Below are 24210 nucleotides of genomic sequence, written 5' to 3'. Positions count from 1 at the left end.
AAAATATGATAACAACAGGTCATGAAGAATGCGTAAAATGAATGATTTTTAGAGTGAAAACGCTGCAAATATCTGACCCTCTTTTATGAAAAATGCCGCCGATTGCAGTCAGCGGCATTTTGCTCTGGATCATTTACATTTTGTCAAACTTTGCGTCCCCCGCAAACGATCCTATTGACAGTTGTTCTTCAAGAACAAGTCCGTGATGATGCCGTTCTTCAATCCTTTTGATAATAGATCGAATTGCATCCGTATTTTCTTCGATATTGTGAGGGTCAAAGATCGTCACATGGTCTCCTTTTAATTTGTACTCAAGGTAATGCTGTGCGGTTGATTGCGTCCATCCTCTATCGGTCAACTCGCCGCATTGAAAATGATGAATGTTGGCGTTCACCGCGCCGGAATTGATCAGTTTATTGTGATATGTGAGATAGCTTCTGATTTTATCCTTAATGGAAGGAATGGTTAATAATTCTCTATAATAATCCGGAATGATATCCAGATTCCGATGAATGATCTCTTCGGTTTCCTCTTCTGAAAAATAATTCACCGAAACGGCTCTTTTAGAATCAAGCATCATAATGTCCGATACGATGCGTCCGCGCTTCTCCAAGGCTTTGGCAACCTCAAAAGCCAAATTTGACCCCGAGGAGTAACCGAGTAAAACAAAGGGCCCTTGTTCCTGAATGCCTATCATGCTTTCTGCATACCGGTCAACGATCTCTTGCTCGTAAGACGGCTCTTCTAGGAAATCAGCGGCATAGACGGTGCAGCGGCCGTCAAGTCTTTTCGCCATTTCATTATAGACCAGCCCGTACCCGATTAAAGGCGGGAAACAGAACACAGGGATTGAACCGTTCTGATTCATCTTGACGAATACGTTATCCGTCTTGGACTCGAAAACTGCCGCTTGAATGGCGCGTGCCATTGTTTCGATGGTAGGAAAATCGTATACGGCTTGATAATGCATTTTGATTCCCATACGGTCGTTGATTTGATGAATAACTTGCAATACTTTGAGCGAATGGCCGCCAACGTCAAAGAAGTTATCTTTAATTCCCGGGTCACTGAGAGCTAAAATGTTCTTCCATATCTCGGCCAGCTGCTTTTCAATTAACGTTCCGGGCGCTTCGTATTCGGTTCCGGTGAGCCTATTTCCCTCAGGAGCCGGCAAAGCTTTTCGATCGATTTTTCCATTTGCGGTTATCGGCATCTTCTCCATTTGGACAAAGTAAGCCGGTATCATATAAGCGGGCAGTTTGTTCAGTAAATGACGCTTCAGCTGCGCCGTATTTAATGAATCGTCTCCTGACAAGTAGGCGCACAGCTGCTTTGAGCCCTCTTCTTCAATCGCGATGACGACCGCTTCTTTGACAGATTCCAGTTGCAATAAAGCCGCTTCGACCTCGCCAATTTCAATCCGGTAGCCCCGGATTTTCACCTGATGATCAATTCTTCCCAAATACTCGATATTGCCGTCAGGCAGCCACCGGGCGACATCTCCCGTTTTGTACATTTTTTCGCCTGCGGCAAACGGGTGTTCAACAAATTTCTCAGCCGTTAATTCCGGGCGGTTCAAATATCCTCTGGCCAGTCCCTCTCCTGCCACATAGAGCTCGCCCGGTATGCCCATTACCTGAATGCGCTGATATTCGTCCAAAATATACGCTTGCAGAGTAGGAATAGGTTGTCCGATGTTGCTTCTGCCCTCGTCGATTTCCCGTTCCGTGATTTCTTTATATGTGACATGAACGGTGGTTTCGGTAATGCCGTACATATTGATTAATTGGGTTAAAGGATATTTAAGCTTCCAGTCTTTCAAGAAGGATGGATTTAACGCCTCTCCGCCAAATATGATTTTTCGGATGTTTAAATTGGATTCGGGATCTTCTCTCTCCTCCTGCATCAGTTGATAGAAATAACTCGGCGTTTGATTTAAAATGGTCACAGCTTCCGATTTTAACAATTGCAAATACCTTTCCGGGTTTTTTGCTGTTTGTTTCGGAACAATCACTAATTTGCCCCCATACAGCAGCGCTCCGTACATTTCCCATACTGAAAAATCAAAGCAGAAGGAATGAAACAAAGTCCAAGTGTCCGATGCGTTAAAATCAAAAACATTTTTGTTGTTAAATAACAGACGAACCACGTTTTTATGTTCAATGAGCGTGCCTTTCGGATTCCCTGTTGTTCCTGATGTATAAATAACGTAGGCTAATTGATTTGGCATCACGTTCAGATTGAGATTAGATGATTCGGCGCCGTATGATGACGGATCGTCAAGGAAGACAGTATGACTTTGATAATCGGTATCTTCCAGAAGATGATGCTGCAATAATAAGATAGAGACGTTAGAATCCTCAAGCATATAATGGATGCGTTCTTTCGGATAATCCGGATCGACCGGTACGTAAACACCCCCGGCTTTCAAAATAGCAAGGATGCCTATCACCATCTCCGGTGAACGTTCCGCCATAATGCCGACAAGATCCTCGGCCTGAAGTCCTTTGGCAGCCAAGGTTCGGGCCAGCTGATTGGCGCGTTCATTTACTACCCGATACGTCAGCTTCTTATCTTCAAAAACAATCGCCACGTGCTCCGGCGTTCGCTCCGCTTGTTCTTCAAACAATTGATGAATCGTCTTTTCCTTTGGATACTCCGCCGCCGTATCGTTGAACTTATCTATCAGGAGCGAACGTTCATCCGCTGTTACGATATCAAGGTCTTGTACGCGAATTTCCTGATCGTCCGCCATTTGCTTCATGATTTGCATGAAATGCGTCTGCATCCGTTCGACACTTGCTTGATCAAAAACATCGCGATTGTATACAAAACGAATGTCAATTTCTCCATCCGGCATCACTATAAAAGTAAAATCGTAATGAGTATGTTCTTCCATATGAAAATCGAGAATGTCTAATGCGTTGTCATCCTGCTTCATATGTTCTATTTGTTTCTCAACCGGGTAATTCTCAAATACCATAATATGATTGATCAACTGCTGCTTTTGCTCAGTTTGAGCCTGAATGTCATACAGCGGAAATGTATCATATTTTTGAGAAGCCAGTGCCCGCTCCTGATTCATTTTCAATACTTGTGCAGCTGTCATTTCAGGCTGCGTATGAATACGTACGGGAATGGTATTGATAAATAAACCGACCATGGTTTCAATTCCCGGAATTTCTGCCGGTCTGCCGGATACGACCGTGCCGAAGACGACATCCTGACTCCCGTTGTATCTTTGCAGCAATAAGCCCCATGCGGTTTGTATCCATGTATTGACGGTGACTTGCTGGCGGCTTGCGGCCCGTTTGATTTCGTCTGTGAGCCGCTTTCCTAAACGAAACTCATGCTCACCTTTTTCGTATCCTTTCGCCCGGCCGGAAGATTGTTCTTGTAACAAAACAGTTTGCCCTTCATAACCTTCTAAATAGTTACGCCAATAGGCTGACGCCTGCTTGTGGTCTTGTTGATCCAGCCATTCGATATATCGGCTGTATGGAGTGACGGCTCCCCGCTTCGGCTGCCTTTGCTCGAGTATCGCATAATAGGTTTCAAACACTTCTTTCGTAACAAGAGGCAAACACCAGCCGTCCATTAAAATATGATGAAAGCTCCATATCAATCGCGCTTGGTCTTCCTCTGTCCGCAGGATCGATACGCGCATTAAAGCATCCCGGGTGAGATTGAATCCCCGCGCCTTATCTCTTCTTGCAAAATCGGCAATAAACTCGCTGCGCTGGTGACTGTTCATGCTGCGAATATCTTCAACGGCCGTTTCAATCGGCTTTTGCCGGAATACAATCTGCAAAGGCTGATCTTTCCATTCTGTATAAAAAAGAGTCCGAAGAATGTCATATTTTTCGGCCAGATGCGCCAAACTCATCCTGAATGCATCGATATCCAAGAATCCTTTCAGATCAAAAGCGGCTTGTTCAAAGTAAGCTTCGGAAGCCGAATCGATCAAGCTGTGGAACAACATTCCTTTCTGCATCGGGGTTAATGGGTATATATTTTCAATGTCACCGAGATGACTCGTTTGCTGCACAAATTGATCCAATTCACCGATCGTTATACCTTTTAACGAAATGTCGCTTGGCGTCAGGTGAATTTGATCTTGAGCATCACAATGTGCGATGACTTGCTGCAGGCTGTTTTTTAAGAGATCGGCACAGGCTTCCATTGTTTCTCTCTGATATTGTTTACCGCAATAGCTGATGGCCAGCGACAATCGGCCGTCTGAAATCATGCCGTTGATATCAAGTGTATAGGTCAAGGGACGATTGTCACTGGCTGTTTTCCCGCTTGAGTAAGGGGATACCTCCATCTTGCCGTTCCGGACATCTTGATCAAATTGACCCAAATAATTGAAACGTATTTCCGGATGTCCGGTCCATTCATGTGCCTTCGGGTGATCGGACAAATATTTGATCAGGCCGTAACCTATTCCTTTTTGGGGGATCTGACGCAAATTTTCTTTCACTGTTTTAATCCGCTGCGGGATATCCTGATCAGCTTTGATTTGAAGCGAAACCGGATATAGGCTTGTGAACCATCCCACCGTACGCGAAATATCGAGATCCGGAATGATAGACTCTCTGCCGTGTCCTTCAAGATCAATGAGAATGTCTTCATATCCGGTCCAACGATGAATAGCAATTCCCAGACCGGTCAGTAATAAATCGTTCATATCGGTCGAATAAGCCCGGTGAGCGTTTTTTAATAAACGTTCGGTTTCCTCAACGGTCCATTGAACGATGACCGTTTCCCGGTCTTTGGCCAGACCGGTCTCCTGTTCATTGTCCTTTGGCAATGTATGCTGCGGATTATGTTTCTGTCTGAACCAGTATTGATTTTCCGCTTCGAATTCCTGACTTTCTGCATAACGATTCAACTGTTCAGCCCATAACAGGTAAGAGTCCGTTTTCTTCGGAAGCCGGATCGCTTCGCCGTTTTGGAGCTGCTCATAAGCTGCCGCTATATCCTCAAGTAAAATCCTCCACGATACGCCGTCGATGACCAGATGATGAACCGCAATCAGCAAATGATCTCCCTCTTGACACCGGAACAATCCCAGTTTCATGAGCGGTCCTTCGGCTAAATGAATGGATTGCTGAATCTCATTGGAAATGGTTTCTATCGTCTGGGACACATTTTTTTCTTCGCGTAATGAGATCACTTCAAGGCTGAACAGATCACCTTCTTCGATCCCCCGATTTCGGGCTTCATATCCATCTTCTGTCGGAACATAGACCATGCGCAAAGCATCGTGATGCTCTGTGATCTTCTTCATGACGTCCCGAAGCTTTGATTCATCCAGTCCCTCTTTCCAATAAAGCATAACCGCTTGATTATAATGGTGTAATTCCGGGTATTTCTGGTCAAAAAACCAATGCTGAATCGGTGTCAGCAGCGCCCGGCCTTTAATTTCTCCTTGTTCTGCGATTCGGGTTACCGGCTCTACGTATGGAACAAGCTCGGAGATCGTTGGGTATTTAAACAAGTGTTTGATTTCAAACTTATACCCGGCTTGGTATAATCTTGAGGACACTTGAATCGACTTAATGGAATCGCCCCCCAATTCGAAGAAATGATCTGAGATTCCGACCCGTTCTAAGCCTAAGACCGACTCCCACACCGCGGCCATTATTTTTTCCAGTTCTGTTCGGGGAGCTTCATAGTTCATGCCTGTAAGATTCTCTCTTGGAGAAGGAAGGGATTTACGGTCTATTTTCCCGTTGAAAGTAAGCGGCATCTCTTCCAGCTGAACGAAATACGCAGGTATCATATAGGATGGAAGCTGCCGGGACAGCTCTTCACGGAGCTGGCCTGCAGTTAAAGCATGTTGTGCGGTATAATAGGCGCACAAGGATGTTTCCCCATCGATTTCCCGGGCGATAACGATGGCTTCTTTGATCGCCGGCAGCTGAAAAAAAGCGCCTTCGACTTCGCCGATTTCAATGCGGTAACCGCGGATTTTCACCTGGTGATCAATCCGGCCCAAATACTCGATATTGCCGTCCGGCAGCCATCTTGCCAAGTCTCCCGTCCGGTATATCCGTTCTCCTGCTGCAATCGGATGGTTTACAAACTTCTCGGCCGTCAGTTCGGGACGATTCAAGTAGCCCCTTGCAAGCCCATCGCCCGCTATGCACAGTTCTCCCGCTACACCGGTCGGCTGCATATGTTCCAAATCAGCATGTAATATATACAATTGAATGTTGGAAATCGGTTTGCCTATCGGAATCGATGCATACGTTTCTTCCGTCTGGCAATCAAAGTATGATACATCAATTGTTGCCTCAGTCGGTCCGTACAAGTTGATGATTTGAGCCTGGCTCACCGACGTGATGATGCGTTTGAAGCCTGCGACATGTACAGGCTTCAAAGCCTCCCCGCTTGCAAACACATGTCTTAATGACGCTAATTTTTGTTTCAACATCCCGCTTGGCTTCTGATCCATGGATTCCAGGAAGGCATGCAGCATCGCCGGTACAAAATGCATTGTGCTGACACCTTTTTGTGCAATTGTATCTAAAATCAGCTCGGGATTCTTTTCTCCTCCGCTTGGCAGCAGCACCAGTTTAGAACCTGCCATCGTCCACCAGAACAGTTCCCACACTGATACATCAAAGGTGATCGCAGTTTTTTGCAGAATCGCATCCCGCTCATCGAGAGGGTATTTTTCCTGCATCCACACCAGCCGATTGATGACCGACCGGTGCTCAACCATAACCCCTTTCGGCTTGCCCGTTGAACCCGATGTATAAATAACATAGGCCAGATGATCCGGACCAGCAGCCGGCTCTACATTCGACCCGTCTTCACAAAAGTTTTGCGGATCTTTCATATCCAGCACTTTTCCCGTAAAAGGTACTCTCTCTTGCGATTGATTCTGCACGAGTAACAACTTCGTATCCGAATCCTCCAATATGTATCGAACCCGTTCCTCGGGATAGCCCGGGTCAATCGGTACATACGCCCCGCCGGCTTTCAAGATCCCGAAGATCCCTACAATCATATCCAGGGAGCGTTCGGCCATAATCCCGACCGGCTGATCCGGCTGCACGCCTTCAGATTGCAGTGTCCGAGCGAGTTGATTCGCCCTTTCATTCAATTCACGGTACGTCAGACGGCTATCCTCGTAGACAACAGCCGTTTGATCAGGGGTACGTCCCGCTTGTTCCTCCAAAAATTGATGAATCGTTTTTTCTCTTGGATACTCTGCAGCCGTTTGATTATAGGCGATGAGTTGATTTGTCTCTGAGTCTGACAGAATATTAAGCTGGCGGATCATAAGGTCGGGTTGGAATAACAAAATCGAAAAAATCCGGTTTACATGTTCGATCACTTGCATCATATACTGGCGATCATAAGCTTGTTCATTATAAGTTAACTTTAAATGAATCGAATCATTTTCTATGGAAAACTGAAATAACGTATCAGCAGCGGCCGTTTCTATAAAACGAATGGGGTGAAGCTGATCTAGTGATACGATCGTGTGGATCATTGGCAAATGATTTGAATCGTAGTTCAGATTTAATGGACCGGCCATTTTATCGAAAGGAACGTGCTGATGTAAGATGGCTCCGTTCAGCGTATGCTTGAATTCATTAAATATGGATTTAAATGTGCCGTCCGCATTTATGTTTTGTTTGATTAACATGACTTGATCTAAACGAAGGTCTTCATCGGTTTCGTCTTCAAAGGTCGGAACACCTACAATAACGCCCTCTTCCCCCGTATATTTGTATAAAAGACACTCGATTCCGACCAGGAGAACCATATAAACGGCCATTGGCGATTTATTCGTCATCTTCATGATGCGCAGGGATACATCGGAGCTCAATGAACTGTGAATACGGTTGGGTGCACTCGGCGCATCGTGCTCTATTGTTGAGTCCGACATTTGAAACGAAGGGATTGCACTGGGACGATCTTCCGCATTGAACATGCTGCTCCAGAACAACTCCTGTTGCTTAAATTCTGACATTAATATCCCTCCAGTAAGTTTTAGCCGGCTGATGGCTGTCCCCGTAAAAACACCATGCCGGGGACAGCCGGTACCGGCCGTTTTTAGAAATTCAATTCGATTTCGCTTGCAAAGTGTTCACTTTTGTTTACTTTCTCACTTAATTGAATTTCTTTTAAAGGAATCGATGGGTCTTTTATGATTGCCGACAGAATCATGGCGTAATCCTTGCTCAGCGTAGCGATGGTTTTCTGTTTGAACAGCTTCGTGCAGTACTCAAAGCTTCCTTGTATCTCGTGCGGATTCATCACGAAGGTCAGCTGCAAATCAAATTTGGCCGCCGTATTTGTTTGTTCATATGGTCTGACCGCGAGAGAGTCCAATTCGATATCCGTTTGTTCCGTATTTTGCAGAACAAACATCGTATCGAATAACGGATTACGGCTTAAGTCCCGTTTCACTCCCAATTTCTCAACTAATTCTTCAAAAGGATATTCTTGATTTTCATAAGCTTTCAGCATCGTTTCTTTTGTTTCCGTTACATAGTCCATAAAGGTCTTTTCTCCAGCCGGGGCCGTACGGATGGCCAGCGTATTCACAAACATCCCGATAATATGCTGTAAATCTTCATGCATTCTTCCCGCAATAGGCGTACCGACGACGATATCTTCCTGACCGCTGTATTTGGCCAGCAGTATGTTATAGGCTGACAGCAAGATCATGTAAGCGGTCGATCCGGTCAATTCTTCCATCTGTTTTATCCCCTGGACCACGGTCTCATCGAGAGCGAAATTGTATCGCTTGCCTTCAAAGCTTCGAATTCGCGGTCTGGCAAAATCTTTCGGCAGCTCAAATGGCGGGAGTTCCTCATGAAATACGTTCAGCCAATAGTTCTCCTGCCTCTTGATGCGTTCCCTCTGCTCCGCCTGCTGCTGCCATACAGTGTAATCTTTGTATTGAATCCGGAGCGGGGTTAATTCTTTGCCGTCATACAATTGAATCAGTTCTTCAACAAAAATATTCATAGAAGCGCCGTCTGAAATGATATGATGCATGTCAAACATGAAAACATGTCTGTCCTGTTCTAATTCGATGAGTCCGGCCCGAAGCAACGGAGCCTGACTGAGATCGAAAGGCCGCACGAAATTGCGGAACAGCTCCTCGACCTGCTCATCAGCTGCTTTGTACCTTTCTATAGAGAAATCCGCCTGCGGCTTGATCACCTGCACCAGCTCTCCGCGGACCATTTCAAATCCGGTTCGTAGCGATTCATGGCGCTGGATCAGACTTTGGAACGCAGATTGTAAACGATTCATGTCCATCCTGCCTTCCAATGTCAAAATCCCCGGCATGTTGTAACTTAGTTCTCCGCCTTCAATTTGTGTAGACAGGTAAACCATCTTTTGCACAGAAGATACAGGATAAACATCTTTGGCTTCTGCAACAGGGATTTCATCCGGTCCGCTGGTTTCCGCGCCTGCAATGACCCTCGCTATTTCTTCAATCGTCGGGTATTGAAACACTTCTCTCAATGAAATGCTTTTGTCGAATTGCTTATGGATCTTGGTAACGAGCGTCATCCCCCGTAACGAATGCCCGCCGAGATCGAAAAAGTTATCTTTGACGCCGACTTGTTCTACCTTCAATACTTCTTTCCAGATGTGAACCAGCTGCTCTTCCGGCTTTGTCCTTGGAGCAACATAGTCAATCCCGGTCTGCAAGCCTGCTTCAGGCAGCGGTAACGCGCTGCGATTCACTTTTCCATTGGAGGTTAACGGCATTTGCTCCAGTTGCATCAAGTATGAAGGAACCATGTAGCCTGGTATTTGATCGGAGAGTTTTTCTTTAAGCTGATTGATCGGCAGTGACTTCTCCCCTGTAAAATAGGCATACAAATCGCTTTGCCCCTCTGCATTTTCTCTGGCCAGGATCACCGCTTCTTGTACATGCTCGATGTTGAGAAGAGCGGCTTCCACCTCGCCAAGTTCGATCCGGTAACCGCGAATTTTAACCTGATGATCCTTTCTTCCGGCATATTCAATGTTTCCATCCGGCAGGTAACGGGCAAGATCGCCTGTTTTATACATCCGCTCTCCGATTACAAACGGATCGGCCACAAACTTTTCACCCGTTAATTCAGGCAAGTTCAGATACCCTCGTCCTACTCCGTCTCCGGCGATGCACAGCTCACCCTTTACACCTATAGGCAGCATCCGATCATGGGAATCAACAATATACACACGGTTGTTGCCCAGCGGTTTGCCGATCGGCACGTAACCGCCGTCGTCAGCGGATGCCAATGTCCCCGGTACGATATGAAAGACCGATGCATCCACACAGGTTTCCGTCGGACCGTATACATTGGTTATGAGCGGCATTGATGACCCGTTCGAAGCAAACAATTCAAGCAATTGCGCCGCCGTCGCCTGCGGGAGCGCCTCTCCTCCAATAAGCATGTGGCGGATCGTTACCCCATGAAGGCTGTCTGCAGCGATAAGCAATTGCAAATGTGACGGTGTTCCGTCTGTTACGTCAATGCGGTGGGTGCGATAATAGTTTGACAAGGCATAACCGTCTGATACTGATGCTTTAGGGACGATATACAGTGCATGTCCCCCTAACAGTGCCGCGAAAATTTGCTTGACCGATGCGTCGAAATAGTACGGTGCCAACAGAGACACACGCAATCCCGAATCATAAGCACCGTACACTTGTCCGCGGAGCCCCTCCATCAAATGAAGGACCTGGCGATGCTCAATCAGCGTGCCTTTTGGCTTGCCGGTTGTGCCTGATGTGTAGATCACATACGCCAAGTGATCCGGTCCGGCTGCCGTCACCAGATTCGAGCCGTCCCCGCTGTTCATTCGTTCGTCATTCAGCAGTAAAATCTCTCCGGCAAAGGATACACGATCTTGTAAATGGGGCTGTGCCAGCAGAACCTTTGCTCCTGAATCCTCCAGAATATAGCGGATGCGTTCCTGCGGGCTGTCCGGATCCATCGGCACATACGCGCCCCCGGCTTTCAGGATCGCCATAATCCCCACGATCATTTCCAGAGAACGTTCTGCCAGAATACCCACAGGCTGGTCAGGCTGCACGCCTTCGCTTCTTAAAATCCGCGCCAGGCGGTTGGCCCGCTCATTCAGCTCACGGTATGTGAATCGGCTTTTCTCGTAAACTGCGGCCGTATGTTCCGGCGTGCGCTCCGCCTGCTCCTCGAACAATTGGTGAATTGTTTTGTCCCTTGGGCAGTCTATCGCCGGTTGACCCCATCTCTCCACAATCTGCTCTTTCTCCTTCGCGGTGATCATCTCCAGCGATGAAAGCGGCGCCTGCGGATCATTCGCAATCGCTTCGATCAATTGGATAAAGTGCTTTGCCATGCGTTCCGCAGTTTCCTGCTTGTACAGCGCTGCCGCGTAACTGATCATACCTGTAATTCCGTCTTCATTTTCTGCCGCTTGGAACGTCAGGTCGAACTTCGCCATCGCATGGTTGTCCGGATAAGGGGTAAAACGCACATCATCGAGGCTCAATTCTCCCCGTTCTGTGTTTTGCCATATGAACATCGTGTCAAACAGCGGATGGCGGCTGAAATCCCGGGACACATTCAGCTTGTCCACCAGTTCGTCGAATGGATACTCCTGGTTTTCGTACGCTTTTAATGTATGCTCTTTGACTTCCTGCACGTACTCCCGGAATGTTTTTTCCCCGACCGGATTCGTTCGTATCGCCAGTGTGCCCACGAACATGCCGATTAAGCTTTCCAAATCCGAATGGGTTCTTCCGGCAATCGGGCTGCCTACTACGATGTCTTCTTGCCCGCTGTATTTGGCAAGCATGGTCGTATAAGCAGCCAGCAGCACCATGTACAGCGTGCTTTCGCTCTTCACCGCCAAGCCTTTCAGCTGTTCCGTCAACTCCGGTCCGATGACAAACTCGATTTGTCCTCCTTCAAAGCTCCGCGCAGCCGGTCTTCCGTAGTCGGTTGGCATATCCAGCACCGGAACCTCTCCGCTGAACACATCCAGCCAGTACGCTTCCTGTTTCTTCATCCGTTCGCTTTGCATATCCGACAGCTGCCACGCCGCATAATCTTTATACTGAACCCTTAATGGCGGCAATTCTTTTCCTTCATATAATGAAACGAACTCTTCAATCAAATTCTTGATAGATACGCCATCGGAAATGATATGATGCATGTCAAACAGCAGCAAATGGCGGTCTTTTGCAAGCTCGATCAGTCCTACCCGCAGCAGCGGCGCTTTCTCCAAGTCAAATGCCCGCACAAACCCATGAACGAGGGCTTCCGCCTGTTCTTCTTTCGCCTGAGTGAATTCCACTGCAAATGGGACGTCGTCATAAATCCGCTGCACCGGTTCTCCATCTATCAGTTTAAAGCCGGTACGCAGCGTTTCATGGCGCTGAATCAGCTTGCGGATCGCCTTCTCGACAAGTTCCCGATCCAGAGCTCCATCGGCTCTCATGACACTCGGCATGTTGTAGCTCAGTTCTCCGCCTTTCAGCTGATTCAAAATGTACAGCCGTTTTTGCGCCGAGGAGACGGCATAGTATTCTTTTGCGTCAACGGTCGGGATAGATGTATATGCTGTGTGTTTCATTCCGGTAATCGTTTCTGCCATTTCTTCAATTGTTGGCGATCGGAACACTTCCCGCAGCGGCAGGCTGACCCCCATCTCTTTGTGCAGCTTCGCCGTCAGCGTCGTTGCCCGCAGCGAGTGACCGCCGATGTCGAAGAAGTTGTCTTTCACGCCGATACGCGGAAGTCCAAGCACCTCTTTCCAGATATGCGCCAGCTGCGCTTCCGCCGCTGTACGGGGAGCAACGTATTCGCCCCCCGTTTGCACGCCTCCTTCTGGTTCTGGCAATGCTTTGCGGTCGACTTTTCCGTTTGCCGTGAGCGGAATCGATTCAACAAAAGCCCATTTCACTGGAATCATATAGTCAGGAAGGTTTTTGGCCAGATCTTCCCGTAATGCTGAAGGATCAGTCGCTTTTGAGACGCTGCAGTACGCGCACAATTCATTTTCACCCAAAGCGTTTTTTTGAATAAGGACCGCTGCTTCTCTCACCGCCGGGTGATTGGCCAATATGACCTCAACTTCTTTCGGTTCGATCCGGTAGCCCCTTATTTTCGCCTGATCATCAATGCGGCCGAGGTATTCGATTTGCCCGTCCTCACGCAGCCTTGCCAAATCTCCGGTGCGGTACATAACGGCTCCCTCTCTGAACGGATCAGGCAAAAATTTCTCTCCCGTTAAAGCCGGGTTATTCACATAGCCTCTCCCGGTATTTGCTCCGGAAATATACAGTTCTCCCGCAATGCCCAAGGGCTGAAGCTGTTTGTTCTTGTTGATGACATACATATTGTTATGGCATATCGGTTTGCCGATCGGCGGATATTCAGGAATATCATCTCCCGGTTGAATGGTATACGTCGACACTACATGAGTTTCTGACGGACCGTAATGATTGTGCAAATGCAAGCCGTGTGTGCGGAGCACTTGCTGAAATAAACGGGATACTGTTAATTGTTCTCCTGCTGTAATCAAATGCTTCACACAGCGTGGAAATGAATATGCATAGCTCTCTTCGTTAAAAAGCATTTTGGCAAAAGCAGTCGGGAAAAAGACGATGTCCGTCTGATGTTTATTAATAAACGAAAACAGCTGAGCCGCGTCCCGCTTTATTGATTCAGGCACGATGTGGAGTGTGCCGCCGCTGAGCAGGGCTGAAAACAGCTCTTGATAGCAGACGTCAAATGCCGGAGATGCGTATTGAAGCACATTGGTTTTGAAATCGATGCCTGAGTTTGTAAATTGGTCATACAGCAAATTGGCCATATTTCTATGTTCAAGCAGCACACCCTTCGGTTTCCCCGTCGTTCCTGATGTATAAATAACGTAAAGCAGATCCTCCGCCGTGTTTATCGTCTGCACATTGCTCCCGTCCGGTTCTGTCTCCGCTTCTTCTATGAATGTGACAATCTGCGTTGCTGCCTCGGGGACTGACCGGTCTTTCTCTGTCACAACATGAGTGCAGCTGCTGTTTTCAATGATATAGCGGATTCGTTCGGCAGGATGGCTCGGATCAATCGGAACAATGGCACCGCCCGCTTTTAAAATGCCTAAAACAGCAATCGCTAATGATGGTGAACGCCCGGCGATCACAGCCACCGGCTCCTGATGCTTCACACCTCGCTTACGGAGAATCCGCGCCAGTTTATTGGCCGTTTCGTTCAGCTCTTTGTAAGAAATCTCCGCCCCTTCGTATTGAATTGCGATTTCTTGCGGCGTTTGTGCCGCCTGGCGTTCAAACATAGTATGAATCGTTTCGTATTCAGGCTTCTCTGTTCCCCCGGAAAGCGGAGTGAGCAGCTGTTCTTTTTCTTGCTGCGTCAGTAGTTCCATTTCTTCTATTTTGACAGACGGCTGCTGCAAAATTTGGTGAATGAGCTGTTCAAAATGTCCGCGAATCCGCTCTGCCTCTGATTGTCCATATTCATTTTGGTTGAAATCAAAATGAATGGTGAGTTGTTCGCCAGGAATGACAACTACATTAAAATCGTAATGAGTATGTTCTTCTATATGGAAATTCACGATATTTAAATCCGCAGCATCATGACCCTCTTCGACTTGCTGCCCTATCGGATAATTTTCAAAGATCATGATATGATCAATTAAGTTTTGCTTTTGTTCCGTTTGGGCCTGAATTTCGTATAAAGGATAGGTATCGTACGATTGGGAAGCCAGCGCGTTTTGTTGAACCATTTGCATCGTATCAGCAAAAGTGCTGTCTTCATCGCAGCGGATGCGAACCGGAATGGTATTGATGAACAGGCCGATCATCTGTTCCACATCAGGAATTTCCGCCGGCCTTCCCGACACAACACTGCCGAAGACAACGTCTGCGGACCCGCTGTATTTCTGTAATAAAACTCCCCATAACGTTTGGATCAACGTATTTAATGTAACCTGATGCTGATTTGCGATCTGCTGTAATTGTTTTGTCTGTTCGTGATTAAATCGGCAGATCACATTGGCATAGGCGTATTCTTTTTGTTCATGCTGCTCTATTTTATGAAGAAGCGTGGTTTCACCTTTATATCCTTCAAGATACCCGCTCCAGTACCGCTTTGCCGCTCCCTGATCTTGGCGGTCAAGCCACTCGATATAGTCGCTGTAAGGAGCTGCCGATGACGGTTCTGGTTCCCTGCCTTCCTGTAAGGCGCTATAATGATCAAACACTTCCTTCGTGATAAGAGACAGGCACCAGCCATCCATCACAATATGATGGAAGCTCCAAATCAAATGATATTTGCGGTCTTCCATACGGAAAATCGCTATGCGCATCAGCCGATCCCGAGCCAAGTCAAATCCTTTTGCTTTATCTTCTCTTTGATAGGCTGCGATTGCATCCTCGCGCAGGTGCTCCTCTCTATCACGCAAATCTGCAAAATGAATTTGCGGTGTTTGCGTTTTATAGACAATTTGTAAAGGAGTATCGTTCCAGCCGCTGTAAAAACGGGTTCTGAGCACGGCGTATGTTTCAAATAATCGTTCAAGGCTTGCTTTAAACCAATCAATCTTTAACTCTCCCTGCAAATCGAACGATGCTTGTTCAAAATAAGAACTTGAGGCCTCGTCCAGCAGGCTGTGGAAGAGCATTCCTTTCTGCATCGGAGTGAGCGGATACACGTTTTCAACCTCACCTGCATGCGGCAGTTGAATGAGGAGCTGATCCAATTCGTCAATGGACATGCCTTTTAACAAAATATCGCTTGGCGTCAGTTCCGATTGTTCTTTATGAACGCAATGCGTAATGATGGTCCGCAGGCGGCTTTGAATCGTTTCCGATAACCGCATGATCGTTTCTTTTGCGTACTGTTTGCTGCTGTAGCTGATCGTAAGCTTCAGCCGGCCCTCGGTGATCATTCCGTTTATATTCAAGACATACGGTCTTTCTTGATTTCCGCTTGAGTCTGAACCGCAAGAATAAGAAGATAATTGAACCCCATGCTGCTGTAAATCTTGGTCAAACTGTCCCAGGTAGTTAAAGCTGATCTCAGGATTGAGTTTCGATGGCATTCCGCCGCTTAAGTACCTTGTTATTCCATATCCGATCCCTTTATGCGGAATTTGGCGCAATCCTTCTTTGGTCGTCTTGATATAATCAGAGATTTCTTTGCCCGGCTGCGCGTGCAGTACAACCGGATACAGACTTGTAAACCACCCGACCGTGCGGGAGATATCTATATCCTGTATAATCTGTTCTCGGCCGTGTCCCTCTAAATGAATCGGAATTTGTTCCAGTCCTGACCAATGCGATATGGAAAGACCCAGAGAAGTTAAGAGCAAATCGTTTATTTCCGTGTTATAAGCGCGATTCGCTTGTTTTAATAAGAGCTCCGTTTCCTCTTTCGTCCATTCCACAGCTGCTGTTTCACTGTCTTTTGCAGTTGTATGGGTTTCATGAAAATCTTTAGGCAGCGGTTTGACTTCGGTTTGTTCGATCTTTGTCCAATATTCCTGTTCTTGTTTTATGGTTTCACTTTGCGCATATTCTGAAAGTCTCTTAGCCCATAATTGGAAAGAGTCTGTTTTTTGCGGCAGTTGAATTACTCGCCCGTTCTCGGCTTGCTTGTAGCCGCTAACGATATCTTCCAGTAAAATGCGCCATGAAATCCCGTCTATAATCAAATGATGGATGGCAATGAGCAAATGATCTCCATTTGCGCATTGAAACAACCCGGCTTTCATTAACGGCCCATCACTTAAACGCATACTGCTTTGTATCTCATCAGCTTTGGCCTCAATTGTCCGTCCCGGATCGGAATCTTCTTTCAGATTCAGGACGTCTAAGCGGTACAGTCCGCTTTGGGCGATTTCTTCATTCTGTGCCTCACAGCCATTTTCCGTAGTCCGGAACGTCATGCGGAGCGCATCGTGATGTTCAGCAAGCTTTTGCAGGGTTTGACGAAGCTGCGTTTCCTGAAAACCTTCCGGCGCATGCAGCATGACGGCTTGATTGTAATAATGCTGATCTGTCGTTATGTGATCAAAGAACCAATGCTGAATAGGAGTCAGGCTGACTTTTCCTTTGACCTCACCTTGATCGGCTATACGCAGATTCTGCTTGATATGCGGACTCAATTCTGCAATTGTTGCATATTGAAACAAGTCTTTGATTTCCATTTTGTATCCTTGCTGATTTAATCTGGAGGATACTTGAATGGATTTAATGGAATCTCCGCCAAGGTCAAAGAAATTATCAAGAATACTGACGTTTTCAGCGCCTAATACCGATTCCCAGGCAGAAACTAATACTTCTTCCGCTTTTGTTCGGGGAGCTTTATACTCTGCTCTGTCCTGCAGCTCGAAATCCGGAGCAGGCAGCCCTTTTTTGTTTATTTTTCCGTTAGAAGTTAAAGGCATTTCATCAAGCTCGATAAAATAAGCCGGAACCATATAACTTGCAAGGGTTTGAGACAATTGTTTCCGGAGCCGGGCTGCCGTTGTTTGTCCGCCGCTTACGTAATATGCACACAATTGTTTAAACCCGTGGACATCCTCTCTGGCTGTAACGACAGCTTCCTTGATCGCTTCTTCTTGAAGCAGTGCCGCCTCGATCTCGCCTAATTCGATACGATAGCCTCTGATTTTCACTTGTTCATCTATTCTGCCCGCATATTCAATGTTTCCGTCCGCCAGCCACTTCGCCAAATCTCCGGTCTTATACATCTTGGCTCCGGGCTCAAACGGGTCATCGACAAATTTCTCTGCCGTTAATTCGGGACGGTTCAAATATCCTCTTGCCACACCGGCGCCGCTGATATAGATTTCTCCCGGGACACCGATCGGTGCGGGTTTCATATTTTCATCAAGAACGTAAATGCTCGTGTTTGCCGCAGCGGTTCCGATCGGTACCGATTCCCGCCTGTCCTTTGCGGCATCGTAACGGTAAATCATGCAGCCGACAACGGTTTCCGTCGGTCCGTACTCATTGCATATTTCAATCCGGCCTTCGAACTGTTCATGAATGCTGCGGGCTAACCGGGTGCTTAAGTTTTCCCCGCCCACAATCATTCTTCGGACAGCCGTTTGATCGGCAATGTTCATTTCTTTCAAAACCTGCAAATGGGCCGGGGTCAATTTAATGATATCCACCCTCGGGTCCCGCACAATCGATTCAAGCAGAGCTGTTTTATCCTCTCCGTCATAGACGATGATTGCATTGCCTGTGACAAGCGGCGTGAAAATAGAAGTCACCGTCAGATCAAAAGAAATTGACGAATACAATGGGAAGTTGGCTTTCTCGCCTTTTACATAAAGTTCTTTCGCCCACCAAATATAATTGGTCAAGCCTCGGTGCTCGATTAGTACGCCTTTTGGCCGGCCTGTGGAACCTGACGTATAAATGACATATGCCAAATGGCTCGCATCATTTATCGGAGCAAGGTCAGAGCCATCTTGGTGATAAGAACTTTCATCATCAAGTAAAACCGTGGCGCCTTCATAGGCAAGCTGTTTCCTGACGTCCCGCTGCATTAAAACGATTCCGGCTTGGGAGTCATCCAGCATATACCGGATGCGGTCTTGCGGATATTCCGGATCTATAGGGACATAGGCTCCGCCTGATTTTAAAACGGCAAGGATTCCGACCACCGATTCGATGCTGTTTGTTGTGATGATGGCTACAGGCTGATCCGTCTGCACTCCTTTCGCTCTTAACGTTCGCGCCAGGCGGTTGGCCCGCTTATTGAGCTCTCCGTACGTGAGCTGCCTGTCCTTATCAATGACGGCTGCTTGATCGGGCGTACGCTGCGATTGCTCTTCAAATAATTGATGAACCGGCGTCTGCGGAAACGGCGCGGCCGTGTCGTTAAGCGTCTGCAGAAGGGTTTTTCTTTCGCCTTCCGTTAACAATTCCGCTTGATCCACCCGGATATCCGCATCTGTTACGACTTGATGCAGGATTTGCATGAAATGTTCCCGAACCCGCTCTATGCTTGCCCGCTCATACACATTTGCATTGTATTCAAAAGAGATGTTCATCTCGTCGCCCGGTATAACGGTCAAATTAAAATCGTAGTTGGTCTGTTCTTCCATTTGTACGTTGGAAATCGTGATGGATGTTCCGTTTTGGCGGCCTATACTTTCCATATACTGATCAACCGGATAATTTTCGAATATCATTAAATGTGTAATTAAATCTTGCTTTTGCGTTGTACGCGCTTGAATATCGTACAGCGGGTGTGTCTCAAATTGTTGAGACGCTACAGCCCTTTCCTGCGCCTCTTTCATAAGCCCGGCAAACGTTGTCCCGGCTTCACATCGGAACCGGACGGGAATGGTGTTAATGAATAAGCCGATCATGGTTTCCACGTTTGGAATTCCAGCAGGTCTTCCGGATACAACACTTCCAAACACAACGTCCCGGCTTCGGTTATATTTCTGCAGCAAAACCGCCCATGCCGTCTGCAGCAGCGTGTTCAGCGTGACATGATGCTTGCCTGCCGTCCGCTTCATTTTCGAAGTGAGATCGGAGCTTATGTCACACGTCACTTTTTCAGGAACGTATCTTCCGTCTTCCGCTGCATGGTGATCCTTAGGAAGGCCGGTTTGCTCCTCATATCCCTCCAAGTACTGATCCCAATAAGCCGTGGCCTCTTTCGCATCTTGCCGGCCGAGCCATTCAATATATTGACTGTACGGAGTAATTGATGATTGTTCAGGCTGCTTTTGCTGAAGCAAGGCAAAGTAATTCTCGAATATTTCTTTTGTAATCAGCGGCAGGCACCAGCCGTCCATCAAAATATGGTGGAAACTCCAGATAAAACGGTATGTTTTTTCATCCGTACGAAGGATGAATAACCGCATTAACGCGCCTTTTTCTAAGTCGAACCCCCGCATCTTATCTTCTCTGGCATACTGCTGAATCATCGCTTCTTTTTGTGATTCCTTCATCTCTCGTAAGTCATTGAATTGAAAACCGATTTTTTTCGTTTTGAATATGATTTGGAGCGGCTGATCCTTCCAGCCTCTGTAAAAATTTGTGCGGAAAATGTCATATTTTTGCGATAAGCCTTCCAAGCTTTTTGAAAATGAATCAATCTCCAGATCTCCATGCAGATCAAACATCGTTTGCTGAAAATAAGCACCTGAATTCGGATCAAATAAGCTGTGAAACAGCATGCCCTTCTGCATCGGCGTTAATGGATAAATATTTTCCGCTTCGCCTAATTCACGCGTCTGCTCCAAAAGCTGTTCCAGTTCGTCGATTGAGATGTCTTTTAACAGGATGTCACTTGGTGTGAGAGAAGTCTGCTGCCGGCTTACGCAATGCGCAATGACTTCTTGCAGACTTTCTTTCAACCCCCGGGCAAATTGCGCCATAGTAGATCTTTCGTATTGTTTGCTGCTGTAGCTCAGTGTCAGTGATAATGTCCCTTCGGCAATCATGCCGTTCAAATCAAGCACGGCCGTTCTCTCTTGGTTTTCGTTCATTGATAACCCTGTGGAAAAAGGCGAGATGCGTAAAGCCTGATGCTTCAGGTCTTGGTCAAATTGTCCCAAATAGTTAAACGATATCTCCGGATTCAGCTGCAGGCTGTCGGCTTCCGGATGCCCGGATAAATATTTGATGATGCTGTAATTCATTCCTTTGTCAGGGATGCGGCGCAGTCCTTCTTTTACGATCTTGATCCGCTGCGACAGGTTTTTTCCGGCTTCCATCCTCAGGACGACAGGGTACTGGCTTGTGAACCATCCTATCGTGCGGGAAATGTCAGCATCCGGAATAATCGGTTCTCTCCCGTGGCCTTCCAAATTCACGACAATGTCTTCCGTGCCTGTCCACTTGTGAACAGCCAGCCCTAACGAAGTCAGCAGCAGATCGTTGATATCCGTGTTGTAGGCGCGGTTCGCATGTTTTAATAATTGCTCCGTTTCCTCTTTTGTCCATTGAATCGTCACTTCTTCGCTGTCTCTTAATAACGATCCTTCGCTGATAGTGTCCTTAGGCAATGGCTGAGGCTTTATACTTGAAAGCTCAGTCCAATACGCAATCTCCTCTTCCATATCGGTTTTTGCCGCATATTTGGACAATTGATCGGCCCAAAATGGAAACGAGTCTGTTTTTTGCGGGAGCTGGAACGTTTGTCCGCGTTCTGCCTGCTCATAACCGCTTGCAAAATCTTCGAGTAAAATACGCCAGGATACTCCGTCAATCAGCAAATGATGAATTGCAATCAGCAAATGATCTCCGTCCGGACATTGGAACAAACCGAGCTTCATCAATGGCCCTTTGTCTAATACCATGCTGCTTTGAATCTCATTCGCTTTATCGGCAATCGCTCGAGCCGGATCGTTTTCCCCTTTATAATTCATCATTTCCAGATGGTATAGTTCACTTTCATCTGTTCCTGTAATTCGCGGAGCGTATCCATCCGGCGTTTTTTCAAAAATCATCCTCAACGCATCGTGATGCGACGCGATCCGTTCCATCGTCCGGCGAAGCGGAGCCTCTTGAAAGCCTTCCGCCGAATATAACATGACGGCCTGATTGTAATGGTGTGCATGCGGCATTTTTTGTTCAAAAAACCAATGCTGTATCGGGGTCAGCTTGGTTCCGCCATTCACTTCTCCTTGATCAGCCACCCTGCTGACCGGCGCTACAAACTGACTAAGTTCAGCAATCGAGGGGTGTTTAAACAAATGCTTCATATCAACCTTGTATCCGGCTTGATACAATCTGGATGACACCTGAATTGATTTAATCGAATCTCCGCCAAAATCAAAGAAATTATCCAGAATTCCTATACGTTCTGCCCCTAATACTTCTTGCCAGATGGACGCCAGCAGTTCTTCTATTGTGTTCCGCGGGGGTATGTATTCGTTTTCCGTCCGCGTATTTTCGTCAGCAGCAGGCAAAGCTTTCAGATCAATCTTTCCATTGGAAGTGAGCGGAATGCGTTCCAAAGGGATAAAACGGGAGGGAATCATATAATTCGGCAGTTCCCGGGATAAGTCTTCTCTGAACTGCGCAGCGGTCAAAGAAGCCTCGCCGACATAATAGGCATACAATTGTTTGTCCCCGTCTGCGTCTTCCCGCGCGACGACTGCGGCTTCACGAACGTTTTCCAGGTTGAACATGGCTGCCTCTACCTCGCCGATCTCAATCCGGTAGCCGCGAATTTTCACTTGATGATCAATCCGCCCTAAATATTCAATCCGTCCATCTGGCATCCATCTGGCGAGATCCCCCGTTTTATACATCTTTTGACCAGGGACATGCAGATGCTCCACAAATTTTTCCTCCGTCAATTCAGGCCGATTGAGGTAGCCGCGGGCCACTCCCGCTCCTCCGACATACAGCTCTCCCGGTACGCCGATCGGCTGGATTTGATGGTGCGCTCCTAAAATATAAGCTTGATGGTTGGCCACCGGGCTGCCGATTGTGATCTGTTCATCAGCGGACTGAACAGGGTGAAATGTAGATACCACGCTGTTTTCTGTCGGTCCGTATTCATTATTGATCCGAATGCGAGGCTGCAGAGAATGCAGCTTCTCAACTGTATCTGTTTCCAGCTGCTCACCGCCTACAACAACATGCTGAACATGGATGAAATCCTCTCTGTTCATCTGTTCGATCATCGTTTTCAGAAGACGGGGAGAAGTTGAGAAATGAGTAATTCTCTCTTGTTTTATGGCATTTTGAATGGCGAAAGTTTCTTTATTCTCTTCATTAGGCAAAAGGTGCAAAGTTGCTCCCGAGATGAGCGGGCCGAAGAAATTTAAAATGAACGCATCAAAAACATACGGGTACAAGACAAGCACGCGATCCGCCGGAGAATGCTTAAAAAACGCCTTCTTCCATTGGAGCGAGTTTACAATGCCGCCGTGTTCAACCATGACCCCTTTCGGCTTTCCTGTAGTACCTGACGTATAAATGACATAGGCTAAATGGCTGTGTTCCGCTACTGGTGATAACAATGAGCAATCGGCATGGTATGATGTTTCATCATTCAAATCGATCACCGGTCCGTCAAAGGCGAGACTGTTTTTTAAATGATGCTGAACAAGGAGAACGTCTGCATCCGCATCATGAAGCAAATATTGAAGCCGCTCTTTTGGATAGTCAGGATCCAGGGGCACATAAGCGCCCCCTGCCTTCCAAACGGCTATAATGGATACGATCATCTCTAATGAACGATCAGCGAGAATGGCGACTAACGTATCGGGTTGAACCCCGCAATTACGCAATGTTCTTGCCAAACGGTTCGCCTTCTCATTCAGTTCCCTGTACGTCAAATGGTCGTTTTTAAACTTGACGGCCGTATGCTCAGGCGTTCTTTCTGCCTGCTCTTCAAATAATTGATAGACTGTTCTGCTCCCGGAGAAATCTCTGACGGTGTCGTTAAAATCAAACAATAGCTTCTGTTTTTCCGCTTCCGGTAAGATCTCTGCCGTATGGATCGCGGCTTGAGGCTGAAACAGGATCACAGACAGCAGCTGATCCAAATGGGATACAATTTGATTGATATAGTGCTCATCGTACAGATTGCCGTTATAAAAAAGCTTCAAATGAATCCCGTTGTTCTCCAAATCAAAGTGAAACAGCGTATCGGCTGCAGTATCTTCTTTAAATTGCAAGGAATGAATTTCGTTAAGCGAAACGACGGTATGAATCAAAGGCAAATGCTCGTCATTGTATTGCACGCTCAGATGCCGGACCATTTTTCTAAACGGCAGGTTTTGATTTTTCAGAGAATCATTAACGGCTTCTTTCAGCTGCCCGAATACGGTTTTAAATGTGCTCTCGTTTGAAAGCGTATTTTTTAAGAGGACAATGTTGTTAACGGCTGACTGGCCGGCTTTTTGCTTCGATACCGTTGGAATGCCAAGAATCAGGCTCGTTTGATCCGTATATTTATATAACAAGCATTCAATACCCGCCAATAAAATCAGATAGGCCGCCATATCGGAATGATTCGCCATTGTGATGATTCTTTGAGATACTTCCGGAGATAAGGAACGGCAGATGCATTTTTCCTGGTAGCCGGTACGGGCCAACGATGCTTTATCCGCTGCTTTAAAGTAAGGGAATGCGCTTAGGCCGTCTTCTTCATCAAACAGGTTTTCCCAGTACGTTTCTTGAGTTTTAAATACCGACATTGGAGCACCTCATTTTATATATTTTAAAGAAATAATGCTTTT

General features: G+C 46.8%; 2 protein-coding genes. Both read right to left on the bottom strand.

Going from position 1 to position 24210, the window contains the following annotated elements; translation table 11 throughout:
• Positions 1-133: 133 nt before the first annotated feature.
• Complete coding sequence (gene bamC / locus CXL14_RS13955; RefSeq protein ID WP_053285111.1) at positions 134-7993, bottom strand: bacillomycin D non-ribosomal peptide synthetase BamC; 7860 nt, start codon at positions 7991-7993, stop codon at positions 134-136.
• Positions 7994-8076: 83 nt separating this feature from the next.
• Complete coding sequence (gene bamB / locus CXL14_RS13950; protein WP_088056484.1) at positions 8077-24168, bottom strand: bacillomycin D non-ribosomal peptide synthetase BamB; 16092 nt, start codon at positions 24166-24168, stop codon at positions 8077-8079.
• Positions 24169-24210: the final 42 nt, after the last annotated feature.

The sequence above is a fragment of the Bacillus sp. SJ-10 genome (genome assembly GCF_002843505.1).
Lineage (GTDB): Bacteria > Bacillota > Bacilli > Bacillales > Bacillaceae > Bacillus > Bacillus velezensis.
Note: the sequence above shows the minus strand (reverse complement) of the source record. Positions and strands in the feature narration are given on the sequence as shown.

Bases quoted from the DNA above. Each gene is read 5' to 3' on its own strand.
- bamC (WP_053285111.1), bottom strand. From the start codon at position 7,993: ATGTCAGAATTTAAGCAACAGGAGTTGTTCTGGAGCAGCATGTTCAAT.
- bamB (WP_088056484.1), bottom strand. From the start codon at position 24,168: ATGTCGGTATTTAAAACTCAAGAAACGTACTGGGAAAACCTGTTTGAT.